This window comes from Actinomadura xylanilytica, from assembly GCF_030283145.1.
Classification (GTDB): domain Bacteria; phylum Actinomycetota; class Actinomycetes; order Streptosporangiales; family Streptosporangiaceae; genus Spirillospora; species Spirillospora xylanilytica.
Genome location: NZ_JASNWE010000004.1, coordinates 118,226 through 134,099, shown reverse-complemented (window position 1 = coordinate 134,099; position 15,874 = coordinate 118,226). Strand labels below are relative to the sequence as shown.

The window sequence follows — 15,874 nt, the reverse complement described above, 5'->3', positions numbered from 1 at the left end:
CTGATGCGACCGCCGGCCACGGGCGCGTGTGGCCGGCCGGACGGCCGCCGCCTCAGCGGTCGGGCAGCGCGCACACGGTGTCGAGGCCCAGCACATGGTTGAGGCGGCCGAACGCCAGCCAGGACCCGATGCTCATGCTCAGCTCCACGATCTCGAGCTGGCTGTAGTGCGCGGTCATCCGCGTCCAGAACTCGTCGTCCAGGCCATGGGGGTCCAGGGCGTACCGCTCGGCGTACTCCGCGGCCAGCCGGGTCCGGTCGTCGAAGGCGTCGGTGGTGCGCCAGCCGGTCACCGCGTCCGCGAACCCCTCCTCCACCTTCTCCCCGTCCCGGTCGGTCCGCCAGTCGAGGCAGAAGAGGCACCCGTTGATCTGCGCGATCCGCAGCCGCGCCGCCTCGAACTCGCGGAGCCCGAGGGTCGTGTGGGCGTACACCGACAGCGAGAAGTTCGCGGCGGCGGGCCCGATGCCGGGCACCATCTCGCCCCACACGTACTCGATCGCGTCCTTGCCCTCGGGGATGTCGATGTTCATGGCCGCTTCCTTCCGAGCCTGCCCGTCGCGGGACGCAGCGGGACGTCGAGCGCGTCGTAGAGTCCGGGGGCGGCGTCCACGAGCCAGTCGATGGCGCCCACGAGCCGGCCGACCGCGGTGGCGTTCCCGCCCGCGGCCCGGTTGCCGTCCCGGTCCGTGGCCTCGACCGTGACCTCGATGCGCGGGTCGCCCTCGATGACCACCCGGTGCGCCCCGTCGCCGTCCGGCGGCACCGGCCAGTCCGGCGCGCAGGACGGGTGGATGCGGGTGACGTGCTCGATGACGATGCGCGGCTCGCCCTCGACGACGCCCTGCACCTCGAACCGCACCGCGCCCTGGGTGCCGGCCTCGAACTCGCCCATCGTCCTGGTGTCCACGGTGGCGTCCAGCGGGCGCCGGTCCAGGGTCTCGCGGACCTCGTCCAGCTCGACGCCGAGGGCCCTGGCCATCAGCCGCACCTGCCCGCCCCACACCATGGTCGGGACGGTCGGCGCGAGCATCGGCGGCTCGTAGTCCATGGGCTGGCCCATGCCGACCAGGTAGCGGACCGAGTCCTCCTGGTCGTAGGTGGAGTAGTCGAAGATCTCCTGGCAGCGGATCACGTCCACCGTCGCGCCGAGCCCGCTGATCAGCAGCGGCAGCACGTCGTTGCCCCAGCCGGGGTCGACGCCGGAGACGAACAGCGAGCCGCCGCCGTCCGCGATGGCGGCCAGCACCGCCTCCCGCATCTCGGGCGGGGCGTTGCGCTGGTCGTAGAGTGCGTACAGCGCGGGGGAGACGACCACGGCCCCGGCCCGGACCGCCCGCACGATGTCGGCGAGCGCCTCGTCCGGACGGATGTCGCCGGACGCCGCGTACACCACGGCCTGCGGACGGGCGGCCAGCACCGCGCCGACGTCGTCGGTCGCCGCGACGCCCAGCCCGGCGTCCAGCCCGCCGAGGTCGCCCGCGTCCCGGCCGACCTTCGCGGGGTCGTGGACGAGCACGGCCGCGAGGTCCAGCTCCGGATGGGCGTCGACGGCGCGGATGGCCAGTCGACCGACGTTGCCGGTGCCCCAGACGACCGTGGAGATCATGCGGCGGACGCTAGCAAGCGCTTGGTTCATTTGTACAGCCCCGTGCCACTTCCGGCCCGCTCCGGCGACCCCGCGGAACGACCCGCCACCTCATGGCGAGGCCCCCGCGATGGCGTTCCCTGTCACATCGCCGGATCGACGTGTGAACGAGAACCAGCAGCCGCCGCTACGACACGAAGGAACCGACATGGCCAAGTTCGCCACCGTGCAGGAGTACATCGCCTCCCTCCCCGAAGCCCAGCACCAGACCGCCGGCGAGGTCCTCGCGCTCATCGAGAAGGTGCTGCCGGGTGCCGGCGCGCTCTATCACGGCCACCCCGTGTGGAGCCTGGGCCCCGCCCCGGGCAAGTCCCCGGTCTGCTACCTCAAGGCGTACTCCGCCTACGTGACCTTCGGCTTCTGGCGCGGCCAGGAGATCACCGACGCGTCCGGCCGGCTCGAGCCCAGCGCGCGGACCATGGCCGGCGTGAAGCTCCGCGCCCCCGCTGACATCGACGCCGACCTGTTCACCACCTGGCTCCAGCAGGCACGGGCCCTGGAGACCCCGGCCGCCTCCTGACGACTCGGCACGCCGCGCGACCGATTCCTTTTCGGACGGGACGCCGTCTTATGGTCGAGACCATGGCAGCATGCCCGAAACGGAGTCACCATCATGCCCACGACCAGTGAGAAGACCTCCCCCGAGCGTTCGACGGTCACCTCCCCGGACGGGACGGAGATCGCGTTCGAGGTGTCCGGTACCGGGCCCGCGGTGATCCTGGTGGCCTCGGCGCTGGCCGACCGCTCCGACGCCGCCAAGCTCGCCAAGCTGCTCGCGCGGAACCTCACCGTGATCAACTACGACCGGCGCGGCCGGGGGGCGAGCGGGGACGCCGAGCGCTACGCGGTCGACCGCGAGGTCGAGGACATCGCGTCCCTGATCGGCGTCGCCGGCGGCTCGGCATCGGTCTTCGGAAGCTCGTCCGGGGCGGTACTGGCCCTGCGCGCAGCCGTCGCCGGACTGCGCATCGAGCGGCTCGCGCTGTACGAGCCCCCCTTCGCGGTCGGCGGCGACGACTTCGGCCCCCCGAAGGACTTCGCCCGGCACATCGACGCGCTGCTCGCCGAAGGACGGCGCGGTGACGCGGTCAAGTCCTTCATGACCAAGGCCCAGGGCATGCCCGCGTTCATGGTCAACGCGATGCGGCTCATCCCCGGCCCCTGGTCGAAGCTCAAGGCTCTCGCGTCCACGCTGCCCTACGACATCGCCGTGATGGGCGACACCCAGCAGGGCGACCCGCTGGACGCCGCCCACTGGTCGGCCGCGACCCTTCCGACCCTGGTCATGACCGGCGGCAAGAGCCCGGCGGGCTTCCACAACGCCGCGCGGGCGCTGGTCGAGGTCCTGCCCGACGCCACCCACCGCACCCTGCCCGGCCTCAACCACGGCGCCGTGGTCATGGCCCCCAAGAAGATCGCCCCCACCCTCACCGAATTCCTCGCCGGCTGACCGCGATCATCCGGCGAATTCGCTGGAGATCGACTCGTGCCGTGTGCCATCGTCCATCGGGTGAAGGTCAAACTGGCGCCGTGGGCGCTGAGATGGGACGAGGTCGATCCGGGGCGGATTCCGTTCGACGCGGCCGGGGCCTGGGCGGTGGTGTCGCAACTGCGTCCCGCGATGTCGGTGCCCGTTCCGCCGAAGGCCAAGTCGTTCGCGGATCGGGCGCTCATCGAGTGGAGCTACGGCACCGGGCAGGCGTGGACGGACGAGATGACCTACGCGCTGGTCGAGCGGTACGGCCGGTGGACGCTGGGCTGGCGATGGGCGCGCGCTGAGGGCGACGTCGGCGGCGGCCCGGTGGGCGCGTGGTGCTGTCCCCGCGACTCGATGACCAAACCGGTTCAGACACTGCGCCGGGTGACCGATGGCCTGGTGGAATGGCGCGGGTGGCTGGAGGACCTGGCGCAGCGGTTCGAGCGGTTCCCGCTCGACGACCGGACCGGGCCGGAGCGCCGGCGGACCTGGGAGGAGGGCGCCGCGCACCTGGTGACGGCGGTGGTCGAGCAAACCGGTGCGGGCGACGCCTGGTACGGCCACTGCCGGCAGGTCCTGGCCTGGTTCCTGGCCCGCTGGGACATCCCCGAGGACCAGGCGGACGAGCTCGTACACGAGGCCGTCGCCGGACGGTTCGAGAGCTGGGTCGCACCGTCATCGGAGACGGTCGAGAAGGTAGCGGCGCGGCTGGCCGAGTCCCTGCCCAGTGAGGCGTGAGGCGTGCCCTCCGTCCCCGACCATCTCGACCTGTGGTGCCGGATGCGAGACCAGGTGCCCTGGACGGATGTTCAAGACCCCCGTCCAGGCGCCGCCGGTCAGGTCGTCGGAATCCGCGACGGCATGGCGCACTTCATCCAGACGGACGCACACGGCCGTTCCCCAGAACGCGCCCTGCGCCTGCTCGCGGCCCTGACCGCCCTGCGATCGGACGTCTCCGCCGGCCGTGCCCTCGACTTCTCCACCATGCGCCGCTGGCAAGGCCACGTCCTGGGCACCGAACGGCCAGACTTCCGTACCGGACCCGCCTTCGCCAAGGGAGGCCGCGAGCGCTACGGCCTGGACGCGGACACTCGGCGGCGCTTCGACGCATGCCTCCAGCAGGCCGACGACCCCGCCGTCCCGCTGCCCGCCCGCGCGGCACGCGCCCATCTGGACGTGTGCTTCTTCCACCCGTTCGACGACGGCAACGCCCGCGCGGCACTGCTGGCCCTCACCTTCGTCCTGGCCCGGGGCGGTGTCGTACTCGACCAGGTCGGGCCCATCCAGATCAGCCGCGGGGCCACGGGAGCCCTGGAGTTCGCCCGTCTCGTGGCCGTCCTCATCCGGACCACGCAGAACCGAGCCGTCCACGCAGCCGGAACGGCGACCTCACGGCTCGACCACCGCGAAGACCACCTTGCCCCTGTCTCCGGCGAGCGGCCGGACGCCCCACCGCCGGGTGAACCGCTCCACGATGAGCAGGCCACGTCCGGACTCGCTGGTCAGGTCGAGCTCCGGGATGTGCGGCAGGTCGCACGTGGTGTCCTGAACCTCCAGCCACAGCGCCCCGCCCTCGGCCAGGACCAGGCGTAGCGTCACGTCGTCGTCCGCGGTGCCGCCGTACCGGATGGCGTTGGTCACGAGTTCAGTTGCCACCAGGCACGGCACGTAGTCGTCCATCCCCCAGCCGCCCAGCGTGAGCCGTACGAACCCGCGCACCTCAGCCACGGCCCCAGGATGCCGCTTGACCACCATCTCGCCGTGTGTCGCCTCCATCGCGCACCCTCCTTGCTCACTGTGTTGTTCAGATCACATTGAGCCACTTTCGGGACTAGGATCTGATTGCAGAGCCAAGGTGGTAGATGGCGGCAGAGTGGTATTCGCCTTGGTAGGTTCCAGTCGAGAGGTAGAACCCATGCCCCCACGGCGTCAACGTCCCCGGGAATCGCCCGCACTCGTCGCGTTCGGTCGGCAGATGCGGCGGCTGCGTGAAGCCAAAGGGATCAAGCAGGAGACCATCGGGCACCTGACGACGGTGAGCGGCCCGCAGGTGAGCCGGATCGAGGCCGGAAAGAAGCGAGCCACGCGACCATTCGTGGAGATCGTGGACGATCACCTGGACGCGGGCGGCTCGCTCATCAGTCTGTGGGAGGACCTGAACAAGGACGGCCACCCGGTACCGCTCTGGTTCGACTGGCCCAAGATCGAAGAAGATGCCACGGAGCTGATCACCTGGGAGCACACGATTGTCCCTGGGTTGCTCCAGAATGAGGCCTACGCTCGTGCGTTCCTCGGTGTCGATGAGGCGATCGAGGCTCGCATTGCACGTCAGAGCGTTCTGACACGTGACGATCCACCACCTGTGGCACTGACCGCGCTTCTGAGTGAGGCTGTGCTTTACCACCTGGTGGGTTCCCCTGAGGTCATGCATGAGCAGTTGACGCACCTGGTCGCTCTCAGTGAACTCCCCAACGTCACCATCCAGATGGTGCGGAACAACGGGCGTCCGGCCGGAACGGGCGGTGCCTTCGTGGTGGCTACCATGGAGGATCGGAGCGAGGTGGCATACCTGGAGATGGTCGTGCGCGGCATCACGACCGACGATCCGTCGGATCTTGCGAAGCTTTCCGAGGTGCTGAGAGAACTGCGGGCGAGGGCGTTCCCAGAGGACATGTCACGGGACGTAATGAGGAAGGCGTTGGAGAAGTGGACCTAAGTGATGCCACCTGGCGCAAGGCGAGTCGGAGTGGTGAAAACGGCGGCAACTGTGTCGAGCTTGCTGGGCTTTCTGGTGTGGTGGCGGTGCGTGACAGTAAGGATCCTGACGGTCCGAAGTTGCTGGTGACCCGTGCGGCGCTGCGTGCAGCCGTGCGGGCGTCCTCCGTGCCAGTGTGACCTTTGATAATTGCGGCGAGTCTGAGCCTGATGTGGCATAGCGACCATGAATAGGGGGAAATGGGGGCAGTGTTCCCCTGTGTGGAATGCTTGCCGCGCTCAGTCTCCGGTGGGAAAATTCTCCATACTGCCACCGAGCGGAAGTGGAGATCCCCATGTCGAGACCGTGGGAGATCGATCATGGTGCGGAGTTTCAGAGAAGGCTCGATAAAAGCGCCGCCGAGGTAGGGGATGGCCGCATGCTCTCCGCCGCCAAGCCGGACATCCGCGATGCTTGACCGGATCGGCGACGTCCCCGGGGAGTTCCTCGATCACGCGGCGTACCACGCCCGCCTCGCCCTCGAAATGGGGCGCCTGCGCGGGGTCTTCTGGAAGCTCGAACGCTCCCAGGTCTTCCGCGAGCCGAACGACACCAGCTGGCAGGCGTTCATGTCGGGGGACTGGAAGAGCGCCCTCGACCTCCTTGAGAAGGACAGGGAGGACGTACGGGCCGAGGCTCGCCGGAACGCCGCCCAGGGACTGGAGATCCGGCGTGTGCGCGTGGTGGAGCATCCCGTGGGCCCCTACCTTCAATGGGAGCTGCACGCGCTCAGCCTGCTCGCCTGCGAAGGGTTCGGGCTGAGCGTGCTCCCCGCCGAGCAGGTCGCCGCACTCGAGGTCCGTGCCCGGCTTCCTGAGGTGGTCGTCGTCGGAGACCAGGTCCTTTACGAGGTCCAGTATCTGCCCGACTGGACGCCTTGCGGGGCCCGCCGCATCACCGCGCCGGACGTGATCGGTGCCGCCGCGTCCGAGATCGAGAGGCTGTACGAACGCGGTGAGCCGTTCCTGTCCTATTTCGACAGAGAGGTCTTGCCGCTGCCGGCCCCCGCCGTTTGAGCTACCTTTCATCAATGGCTTCAGTTTGCTCCAGCCGCGGTCCGGCCAGGATACTCAGCCTCGCGTTCTGCCTGCTCCTCGTCTTCGGTCGGCGGTGACAAGCGAAGTACGGGAACTGGCGTTGTCGGAGGCCGCCTCTACTGTGGTGGGTCATGAGCGAACACCTCCCGCCGCTTCCCGATGAGGACACCCTGGTCATCCCGACGGGATGGCGGCGCCGCACGCATCCGCGGCGGGGCGGGGCGCCCGGCCCCAAGATCATGCTGGACGCGGGTGCGGAGAAGGGCCTTGCGCGCTTCCTGGACGCGGCGCGGGACGACATCGAGCGCGTCCTGGACGGTTCGGGCACCGACCCGGGCCTGGTCGCCGCGGCTCGCGCCCATCTCGGCGGCGACCCCGATCCGCGCGGGGCGGCGGTCCTGGCGGTGCTCACGATGCAGCATTGGGACGCACCCCTGTTCGATGCGGGCTACGTGGACGCGTGGGCGTCCGCGCACGGCGTGGTGTTCGCGGCGTGTGCCCTCGTCGAGATGTGCGGCCTGGACCAGTCGGTCGGTCCGGGGGGCGGTGAACGGAGCGACACGGCGGTGGTGCCCGTCGAGCCGGGCGCGCAGGGCACGCTGATTCCCGACGCCGCTCTGCGCGTCCGCTCGCTGCTGGCCGCCGCGTCCGACCAGGAGTACGCCGAGGCCGTCGAACGGCTCGCCGGGCTCCGGGCCCTGCGCCCCTGGCAGGTCGTGACGGCCTACCTGGTCCCGACGCGGCAGGACTGGGTGACCGAGCTCTGTGCGCACCCTGACCGCGCACCGCGGAGCCTGCTGCTCAGCTCGCTCGGCTCTCCCGAACAGCTTCACCTGCTCGGAGACTGGGCGAGCCTGACCCGTGCCGACTGCCACTCCCCCGAGGTCCTCCGCGCGTTCGCGGAGGGCGTCGGCCCGGCAGTGGCGCCGCTGATGGCCGACGCGCTCGACCGGGACCGGATGCTGGTCCGCGCGGTGCGGCGCAAGGCGCTGCTGGAAGTGCTGGGCGTCCTGCCGTCCGACGAGGCGTTCCGTGCGCTGGTCGAGAGGCGCTCCAACAGGCACGTCAGCGCCGAGCTGATGAAGGCGATGCGGCGGTTCCCGGTCCGGGCGCTGCGGGAGCTGGCCGCGGCCGGGGCGTCCGACCTGCTGGAAGAGCACGTGCACGGCAACCGGGCGCTGGTCGACGCGGCGCTGCCGACGCTCCCGGACGCTGCCCGCGAGGCCGTCGAGCAGATCATCGGAAGCTCGACCCGGGTGGCGGAGGCGGCCCCGGACGAGCTGCCCGCCCTGCTGGTCGAACCGCCGTGGGCGCGGGCTTCGAAGAAGGCCGCACCCGTCGTCGTCAAGGGCCTGACCGTCCCGGACGGGCGTGCCGTCCGCTGGGACGCGGGCGAGCAGGGCCGCTGGGCGGCGGAGAAGGTGTTGTATCCGTCCAGGCTGCTGGGGGAGGAGGGCGGCAGCAGATGGGGGAGTCCTCCAGTGTGCGAGCGGAGCCCGGAGTGGGAGCGGCACGCCGACGACTTCGCGGCCGGGCGGCTGTCCGGCAGGCGCAAGCTCGGTGTGCTGGCGATGGGGCCGGACGAGCTGGTCAGGCCCCTGCTTGCGGGCTCGTCCCTGAACGACCCCAGGAACAGCACCGACGAGCCCGCGGGCTGGGGCAGGATCTTCGCGGCCCGGTTCGAGCTCGACGCGCTGCCGGTCCTGTACGGGCACGCCAAGAGCGATCCGCGGGGCTGCGGCCCGCTGCTCGTCCCCTTCCTGACCGCCGAGGTGGCGGCGCTGATGGCCGACTGGCTGGTGCGGATCAAGAAGGGACGCCGGCACGCGGAGGCATGGCTGGCCCGCCACGGGGCGGACGCGGTGCCGCTGCTGGTGCCGGACGCGCTCGGCAGGCCCGGACCGCGACGGCGCGCGGCCGAGGCCGCCCTCCGGCACCTGGCGGACCGGCTCGGACGCCCGGCCGTCGTCGCCGAGGCGCGGATCCACGGCGACGAGGCCGTCCAGGCGGTCGAGGCGCTGCTGGCCGCCGCCCCGGAGGCTGTGGTCAAGATCCCGCAGCTCGCGCGCTGGGCCGACCCGGCGGTGCTGCCGCAGATCCTGCTGAACGGCCGGCGGCGGGCCCTGCCGGGCACGGCGGTGCGGCACGTCCTGGCGGTGCTGGCGATGTCCACGCCCGGTGAGCCGCACTCCGGTGTGGACGTTCTCCGGGAGAGCTGCGACGCCGCGTCGCTGACCGCCTTCAGTTGGGATCTGTTCGAACGCTGGCGGGAGCACGGCGAAGACTTCGCCGACGCGTGGACGCTCACCGCGCTGGGCCTGCTCGGCGACGACGAGGTCGCGCGCCGGCTCGCTCCGATCGTCCACGCCTGGCCGGGCGAGAACGGCCACACCAAGGCGGTCAAGGGTGTCGACATCCTCGCGCTGATCGGCTCCGAGACCGCGCTGATTATGCTCGACTCCATCGCGCGGAAGGCGAGGTTCACCGCCCTCAAGGAGTACGCGCAGCGCACGATACGCCGGGTCGCGGACGCTCTCGGGCTCAGCAGTGAGCAGCTCGCCGACCGTCTCGTGCCGACCTTCGGCCTGGGCCCCGACGGGGGGATGACGCTCGACTACGGGCCGCGCCGGTTCCGGGTGGGTTTCGACGAGGCGCTCAGGCCGCAGGTGTCCGACGAGGACGGCACGCAGCGCAAGGCCCTCCCCGAACCGGGTGCGAAGGACGACCCCGAGCTCGCCCCCGCCGCCCACCGGGCGTTCGGCGAGCTGAAGAAGAACGTGCGGACGGTCGCGGCCGACCAGATCGCGCGCCTCGAACAGGCCATGCTCACGGGCCGCACCTGGACACTGGAGGAGTTCGGCGACCTGTTCGTCCGGCACCCGCTGATCTGGCACATCGCGCGGAGCCTGGTGTGGACGTGCGACGGCGTGCCGTTCCGCCTGGCCGAGGACCGCACGTTCGCGGACGTCGGCGACGAGACCCTGACCCCGGCCGCCGCCGCGGTGATCGCCCTGCCGCATCCGCTGAACCTGGGGGAGACCCGCACGGCCTGGTCGGAGCTGTTCGCCGACTACGAGCTGATCCAGCCGTTCCCGCAGCTCGGACGGGAGACCCACGAGCTGGCGGGCGAGGAGCGCGAGGCCGTGCGGCTGTCCCGCTTCGAGGGGGTGAAGGTGCCGTTCGGCAGGGTCCTCGCGCTGACCCGCCGCGGCTGGGAGCGCGGCGCGATCCTCGACAGCGGTGTCGAACACTGGATCTCCCGTCCCGTCCCGGGCGGCCTCCACCTCGTCGTCAACCTCGACCCCGGCATCATGGCGGGCTTCGCCGACGACTCCGCCGAGCAGTGCCTCAGCTCGATCTGGCTCGGCGCCTGGCCCGACGACGCCGACGACGCCGACCCCCCGGACGCCTTCCCGTTCGCCCGGCTGGACCCGGTGACCGCCTCCGAGATCCTCGCCGACCTCACCGGCATCACGCAGAATGCCGGGGCTTGAGAGCGGCCGGGGGCGGAGGCGCGGTCAGGCGACCGGGCGGCCGTCCTCCAGGGAGAGCGTCGTGCCGGTGGCGACGGAGTTCAGGCACGCGGCGATCCGGCGGGCCAGCAGCGGACCGGCCAGGTCGGGGATCCGGTCGGCGGTGACGAACGCGTGGGAGACGAGTTCGTCGGCCGGCAACCGGATCCGCGCCGCGTCGTCGTCCGGCAGGACGCCCCCGTCGTAGAGGAGCATCAGCCCCTCGGGGTACTCGGACTGCGGCGAGATCCAGTCGACCGCCAGGATCCGTCCGACCGGCCGGTCCAGGCCGAGTTCCTCCAGCACCTCCCGGCGGCAGGCCGCGGCGGGGGACTCGTCCGCTTCGACGGTGCCGCCGGGGATCTCCCAGTCCGGCTTGTAGGTCGGCTCCACCAGCAGCACCCGCCCCGCGGCGTCCCAGAAAAGGGCGCCGGCTCCAATCCGCTTGCGCGGCAGGGACGCCACGTACTGGTAGTGCGATGACCTCGCTGAACTGCGGGAACCCATCCAGCGAGGCTACCGGGAACGGTGCCGCCGGACCACGGTCACGCCGGGGTGGCGGGGCCCAGCAGCGGGCGCAGGTGGGTGTGGGCCCAGCCGGCGAGGTGGGTGGGGGTGGTGGTGACCGCGTCGCGCGGGGGGTCGGGCTTGAGGCCGCGGGTGCCGGCGGTCATGCCGACGATGCCCTCCACGGCGCCGGGCGGCAGGCCCGCCGAGCGCAGCCCCTCGCGGATGTCGTCCTCGCTGATGACCTCGAGCCCGATCGGACGGCCGAGTGCTCCGGTCAGGATGGCGGCGACCTGCGTGTAGGTGAGGTCCTCGGGGCCGTAGACGCCCTGCACCACGCGGCCCTTCCACGACTCGCCGAGGAGCCGGGCCGCGACGACGTCCCCGATGTCGCGCGGGGAGACCCACGGCATCGGGGCGTGGGGGCCCGCCGCGGTGGTCAGCACGCCCCGCGCCAGCGCGTCGACGTCGAGGAGGAGGTTGGTGAAGAAGTAGCCGCAGCGCAGGTGGAGCACGTCGGCGCCGGTGGCGTCGAGCATCTCCTCGATCCGGCCGAGGCCGTCGATGTGCCCGGCCCCGTCCCGCTTCTCGGCGCCGATGCTGCTCAGCAGCACGACCCGCGCGACGTCGCCCGCCCGTGCCGCGTCCGCGAGGGGGGCGGCGGTCCGCTGCGAGGTCCCGATCGGGTCCGCGTCCGTGTGCGGGGTCGGATCGACCCAGAAGACCGTGCGCGCCCCCTTCGTCGCGTCGCGGACGAAGGCTGCGTCGGTCAGGTCGCCGCGGCGCACGTCGAGGCGGTCGCGGACCCCGGCGTCGAGGCGGCCGGGGTCGCGGACGAGGACGCGTGGCCGGACGCCCGCTTGCAGCAGCAGCCGCACGACGCGCGATCCGACGTGCCCGGTGGGAGTGGTGACGACAATGGTCATGGCGGTGTCCCTTCGAGGTCTTCGTGCTCGTTCCGGGACCCTACGAACCAATGCGGTCAGCCACCGGCCTCATTCTCCCGACGTCGGTGTGCCGGCCACCGACGGCGCCGCCGCCGGCCGGTCAGCCGGGGACCGGGCGGTAGGTCACGGCCACTACGCCGGTGGACAGCGTCGTGGAGTCGGTGACCTCGAAGGCGAGCTCGGGCGTGTCCTCGAACAGGCGCATGCCGGTGCCCAGGACGATCGGGTGGATCATGAGGTTGAGCTCGTCGAGCAGCCCGTGCCCGAGCAGCGAGCGGACCAGCCGCGGGCTGCCCGGCACCTGGATGGTCTTGCCCTCCTGCCGCTTCAGCCGGTCGATCGACGCGGCGAAGTCCCCGGTGAGCGGGACCGAGTTCGCCCACTCGAAGCTGGTCAGGCTACTGGAGACCACGTACTTGGTGAGCGAGTTCATGAGGTCGGCCATCGGGTTGCTCTCCTGGGACGTCCAGAGCCCGGCGAACTGCCGGTACGTGCTGGTGCCCATGAGCAGCGCGTCGGCCTCGGCGATCCCGGCGGTGATGCGCCGGCCCACCTCGTCGTTGAAATAGGGCCCCTGCCAGGCGTCGGGTGTCTCCACCACGCCGTCCAGGGTCATGAACAGGCCCGCTGTGAGCTTTCGCATGTGCACTCCTCGGATGTGTTCGTGCCGATCTCTCGGAGGGTGTCGAAGCACGGGATGGTGGAGGTCCGTCCCGTCATGGAGCGAACCCGATCAGGTGAGTCCCGGGACCGTGCCGCTTCCTAGCGCGAGCCCCCGGCCTTTCCTGAGGGACCCCTGCTCAGCAAGAACGCCTGCCATGCGGCGAATGCGCCGACTTCGACGGCGACGGCCAGGAGAAGCAGGGAGAGGGCGTCGGCGGGGCGGGTGAGGCCGAGCGCCGCGATGAGCGACGCGGCGATGACGTTGGCGCCCATGACCCCCGCCAGGGAGAGACGCAGACGCGAGCCGGTCGCGGCGAACAGCAGCAGTCCCGCCCAGAGAGCGGTGACCAGGGCGACGCCCAGCAGGAGGACGGCCGGCATCCCGAACGCGGACCCGAGGGGCTTGGCGAACGCCATGGTGCAGACCGCCGCGATTCCGCAGTACCCCGCGTCCGCCCGCAGGCAGGACCGACCCGACGTGAGGCTCATGCCTGGCATCGTAACCGCCCGGACGAGCGCCCACCGGCCGTGTCAGCGGGCGGGCCTCCTGCTCAGCACCGCGATGTCGGGGCCGAAGTGCACGACCAGCCGGCCGTCCGGTGCCGCCAGTACCGTCGACACCCGGTCGGGGAACAGTAGGCGGGGTCCGGCCTGGGCGCCTGTGGCCAGGTCCCAGAACCGGACTTCGCCCAGGGTCGGCCGGACCCACCGGACCGCGCCGGCCGTGCCGCCGACGACGGCGACGGGACGGCCGCCGGTCTCCGTGCAGGCCACAGAGGAGATCTGACCGGTGTGACCGGCGATCGGGCCAAGGAGAAGGTCCCCTGTGACGGGGTCCCACACCCGCAGCGCGTCGTCGCATCCGTAGCCCGCCACGACCGGGCGACCGTCGACCGCGCCGCACGCCACACCGGTGGTGGCGCCGAGATGAGTGGTCAGGAGGGTCTGATCGGCCAGGTCCCAGGTCCGGACGGTGCCGACGACGTCGGCGGTGACCGCGACCGGCCGATCGTCCACCCGCATCGTCGCGATGGCGTGGACCTGGGCGGCCAGGCTCGTCCGCGCCGAGTGCAGCTCTTCGAGGGTCAGCAGACTCCAGGTCCACAACTCGCCGGTGGACCCGCAGCCCACCGCGACCGATTCGCCGCCGATCTCGGCGACCGCCAGAGCGGTGACCTTCGAGCCCGCCTTGGTGGGCAGCCTTCCGATCCGCGTTCGGGAGGAGAGGTCCCACAGGCACACCACGCCATCGGCGTCCGCGGTGACGGCGACCGAGTCGCCGTCGTCGAGGTGACCGCACGCGACCGCGCTCACCGTGCCAGCGTGACCGGTGAGCGGCGGTTCGACGCGCTCGCCCGTGGCCGTTTCGCACAGGGCGGGGTCGACCGGCTCGCGGCTCGCCAGGTCCCGTGCCCGGACGTCCCCGGTGCGGTCGGCGGACAGCACCACGACGCGCCCGTCCACCTGAAGGCAGGTCACCGTGCTGATCCCGGCGGTGTGGGCGGTGACGGGGTCGCCGATCGCGTCGCCGCTCTTCAGGTCCCAGACGCGGACCAGGCCGTCGTCGCCCCCGGTGACCGCGACCGGTCCGCCGTCGGTCTCGGCGGCGGCCACCGCCGGCACCCTTCCCCCGGCCAGTGCCGGGCCGATCGCCGCGCCGGTGGTGAGATCCCAGAGCCGCACGTCGCCGTCCCAGTCGCCCGTGACCGCGACCGGACGGCCGTCGACCTCGGCGCTCGCCACCGCCCCCGCCGTCGCGGGCGGATTCGACAGCGGCCGATCGGTGCCCTTCTCAAGATCCAGCACCCGCAGCGTCCTGTCGTAGCCGCTGGTCACCGCCACCGAACGGCCGCCGAGCCGGGCGGTCGCCACGGCCGGGACGCCGCCGCGATGCCCGGTGACCGGCGGGCGGGCCGGCGTTCCGGTGGCCAGATCCCACGCACGCACGGCCCCGTCGCCGCCCGCCGTCACCACGACCGGCCGGCCGTCGATCTCCGCGTGGGCCGCGGATTGGACGCCGCCGGCGCCGGGAAGCGGGTTCCCTGCCGGTCCGGTGCGGACGAGGGACCAGACCTGGATCCTGCCGAGGTGGTCGCAGGTCACCGCGACGGGATGCCCGCCGAGGTCGGCGACCGCCGTGGCGATCACGCCATGGCCCGCGTCGAGCGGCTCTCCGAGCTGCGTGCCACTGTCCAGGTCCCACACCCGGACAACGCCGTCGCCGTCTCCGGTGACGGCGACCGGCCGGCCGTCGACGTCGGCGCACGCCGCCGCCTGGACGCCGCTGCCGTGCCCGGTGAGAGGGGAGAGGAGGCGCTCCCCGGTCTCCAGATCCCACAGGTGCACCGGATGGTCGATGTAGGACCCGTTGGTCACCGCGATCGGGCGCCCGCGGAGCCTGGTGACGGCCAGCGCGGCGGCCCCGTTGATGTCGTCGTCGAACGGCCGGCCGACGCACGCTCCGGTGCTCAGGTCCCATCGCCAACGGGAGCCGTCGGCGCCGGCCGCGACCGCGACCGGACGGCCGCCGACCTCGGTGCACGCCAGCGCGAACACCCAGTTCTCGGGGCCGGTCAGGGGCGGGTGGATCTCCGCGCGGGTGGAGAGGTCCCACACCCGCGCCTCCCGCCAGCCGCCGGACACCGCGACGGGACGTCCGCCCAACTCGGCGATTGCCACCGCGCGGACCGCGTCGCCGTGCCCGGTGAACGGGGCGCCCACCTCGACGCCGCCGTCCAGGTCCCACACCCGGACGGTGCCGTCCTGGCCCCCGGTGACGGCGACCGGGCGGCCTCCGAGCTCCCCGCACGCGACCGCGAGGACGCCGCCGGTGTGGCCGGCCATCGGGTCGCCGACCAGGTCGCCGCTGACCAGTTCCCAGAGGCGGACCAAGCCGTCTCGGTCCGCGGTGACGGCGAGCGGGCGCCCGCCGACGTCGGCGATCCCCAGCGCGTGCACCCCGCTGGGGTGGCCGTTGAACTCCAGTAGCAGCCGCTGGTCGATCCCCGGCCCGGTCGCCCAGTCGACCCGCCACTCCGGAGCGGGCGCCCCGGGGACGGCCACGGCGGCGAAGCGTTCGCCCAGCTCACCGGCGCCCCACCGCACGGCGTTGCAGGCGAGGAGCTGGCGGCGGCCGGCCGGATCGGCCGCGCGGACCAGGCGCAGCGAGGTCCGGTAGACGGCCGAGGCCAGCCGCTCGTCCGGGGTCGTCGCGTGGGCGAGCAGCGGCAGCACCCGGTCGGGATCGGCGTTCACCAGGAACGCGCAATCGGTCAGGGCAGAACCGGCGGGACCAGACATAAGGCGCAGCGTAACCAAGCCGGCGTGAG

The 15,874-nt window shown here is 72.0% G+C and carries 15 protein-coding genes and 1 pseudogene; 8 read left to right on the top strand and 8 right to left on the bottom strand.

What is annotated here, in order from left to right:
* Positions 1-52: 52 nt before the first annotated feature.
* A complete protein-coding gene (locus QP090_RS24395; protein WP_285941607.1) occupies positions 53-532 on the bottom strand; it encodes a carboxymuconolactone decarboxylase family protein in 480 nt (159 codons plus the stop codon).
* Positions 529-1,608: an NAD(P)H-dependent amine dehydrogenase family protein gene (locus QP090_RS24390; RefSeq protein ID WP_285941605.1), complete on the bottom strand. Its 1,080-nt coding sequence runs from the start codon at positions 1,606-1,608 to the stop codon at positions 529-531. Before QP090_RS24390 ends, QP090_RS24395 begins: the two co-directional genes overlap by 4 nt.
* Before the next feature lie 187 nt (positions 1,609-1,795).
* Between QP090_RS24390 and QP090_RS24385 the strand changes: the two genes are divergently transcribed.
* From QP090_RS24385 to QP090_RS37710, 4 genes and pseudogenes are all read left to right on the top strand, one after another.
* Complete coding sequence (locus QP090_RS24385) at positions 1,796-2,167, top strand: DUF1801 domain-containing protein (protein ID WP_285941604.1); 372 nt, start codon at positions 1,796-1,798, stop codon at positions 2,165-2,167.
* Between the two features lie 93 nt (positions 2,168-2,260).
* Complete coding sequence (locus QP090_RS24380) at positions 2,261-3,097, top strand: alpha/beta fold hydrolase (RefSeq protein ID WP_285941602.1); 837 nt, start codon at positions 2,261-2,263, stop codon at positions 3,095-3,097.
* A 60-nt stretch (positions 3,098-3,157) separates the two neighbouring features.
* Positions 3,158-3,862: a hypothetical protein gene (locus tag QP090_RS24375; protein WP_285941600.1), complete on the top strand. Its 705-nt coding sequence runs from the start codon at positions 3,158-3,160 to the stop codon at positions 3,860-3,862.
* 42 nt (positions 3,863-3,904) lie between these two features.
* Positions 3,905-4,309, top strand: a pseudogene (locus tag QP090_RS37710) (hypothetical protein); the annotation flags it as partial.
* A gap of 204 nt (positions 4,310-4,513) precedes the next feature.
* On the opposite strand, the gene QP090_RS24365 reads toward QP090_RS37710, so the two are convergent.
* Entirely contained in the window at positions 4,514-4,900 is a 387-nt protein-coding gene (locus tag QP090_RS24365) for an ATP-binding protein (RefSeq protein ID WP_285941597.1), read from the bottom strand.
* 139 nt (positions 4,901-5,039) lie between these two features.
* On the opposite strand from QP090_RS24365, the gene QP090_RS24360 reads away from it, so the two are divergent.
* The 4 genes from QP090_RS24360 (at position 5,040) to QP090_RS24345 (ending at position 10,410) form a co-directional block, all read left to right on the top strand.
* Positions 5,040-5,840, top strand: a complete 801-nt coding sequence (locus QP090_RS24360) for a helix-turn-helix domain-containing protein (RefSeq protein WP_285941595.1) — start codon at positions 5,040-5,042, stop codon at positions 5,838-5,840.
* Positions 5,831-6,019, top strand: coding sequence for a DUF397 domain-containing protein (locus QP090_RS24355; RefSeq protein ID WP_285941594.1), 189 nt, complete (start codon positions 5,831-5,833; stop codon positions 6,017-6,019). The genes QP090_RS24360 and QP090_RS24355 overlap by 10 nt, the downstream gene beginning before the upstream one ends.
* A gap of 270 nt (positions 6,020-6,289) precedes the next feature.
* Entirely contained in the window at positions 6,290-6,895 is a 606-nt protein-coding gene (locus QP090_RS24350) for a DUF6879 family protein (protein ID WP_285941593.1), read from the top strand.
* Between the two features lie 152 nt (positions 6,896-7,047).
* Positions 7,048-10,410: a DUF4132 domain-containing protein gene (locus QP090_RS24345; RefSeq protein ID WP_285941591.1), complete on the top strand. Its 3,363-nt coding sequence runs from the start codon at positions 7,048-7,050 to the stop codon at positions 10,408-10,410.
* 24 nt (positions 10,411-10,434) lie between these two features.
* Here the strand turns inward: QP090_RS24345 and QP090_RS24340 are convergent, their stop codons facing one another.
* The 5 genes from QP090_RS24340 to QP090_RS24320 form a co-directional block, all read right to left on the bottom strand.
* Positions 10,435-10,935, bottom strand: a complete 501-nt coding sequence (locus tag QP090_RS24340; RefSeq protein ID WP_285941589.1) for an NUDIX domain-containing protein — start codon at positions 10,933-10,935, stop codon at positions 10,435-10,437.
* Between the two features lie 38 nt (positions 10,936-10,973).
* Positions 10,974-11,861 (bottom strand): NmrA family NAD(P)-binding protein, encoded by an 888-nt coding sequence (locus tag QP090_RS24335; protein WP_285941588.1) that lies wholly within the window; start codon positions 11,859-11,861, stop codon positions 10,974-10,976.
* Between the two features lie 121 nt (positions 11,862-11,982).
* The gene (locus QP090_RS24330; protein ID WP_285941587.1) at positions 11,983-12,525 is read right to left on the bottom strand and encodes a dihydrofolate reductase family protein; all 543 of its coding nucleotides are present in this window, start codon (positions 12,523-12,525) and stop codon (positions 11,983-11,985) included.
* Positions 12,526-12,644: 119 nt separating this feature from the next.
* The gene (locus tag QP090_RS24325) at positions 12,645-13,034 is read right to left on the bottom strand and encodes a hypothetical protein (protein WP_285941586.1); all 390 of its coding nucleotides are present in this window, start codon (positions 13,032-13,034) and stop codon (positions 12,645-12,647) included.
* Between the two features lie 42 nt (positions 13,035-13,076).
* Positions 13,077-15,845, bottom strand: coding sequence for a WD40 repeat domain-containing protein (locus QP090_RS24320; protein WP_285941585.1), 2,769 nt, complete (start codon positions 15,843-15,845; stop codon positions 13,077-13,079).
* Between the last annotated feature and the right edge of the window lie 29 nt (positions 15,846-15,874).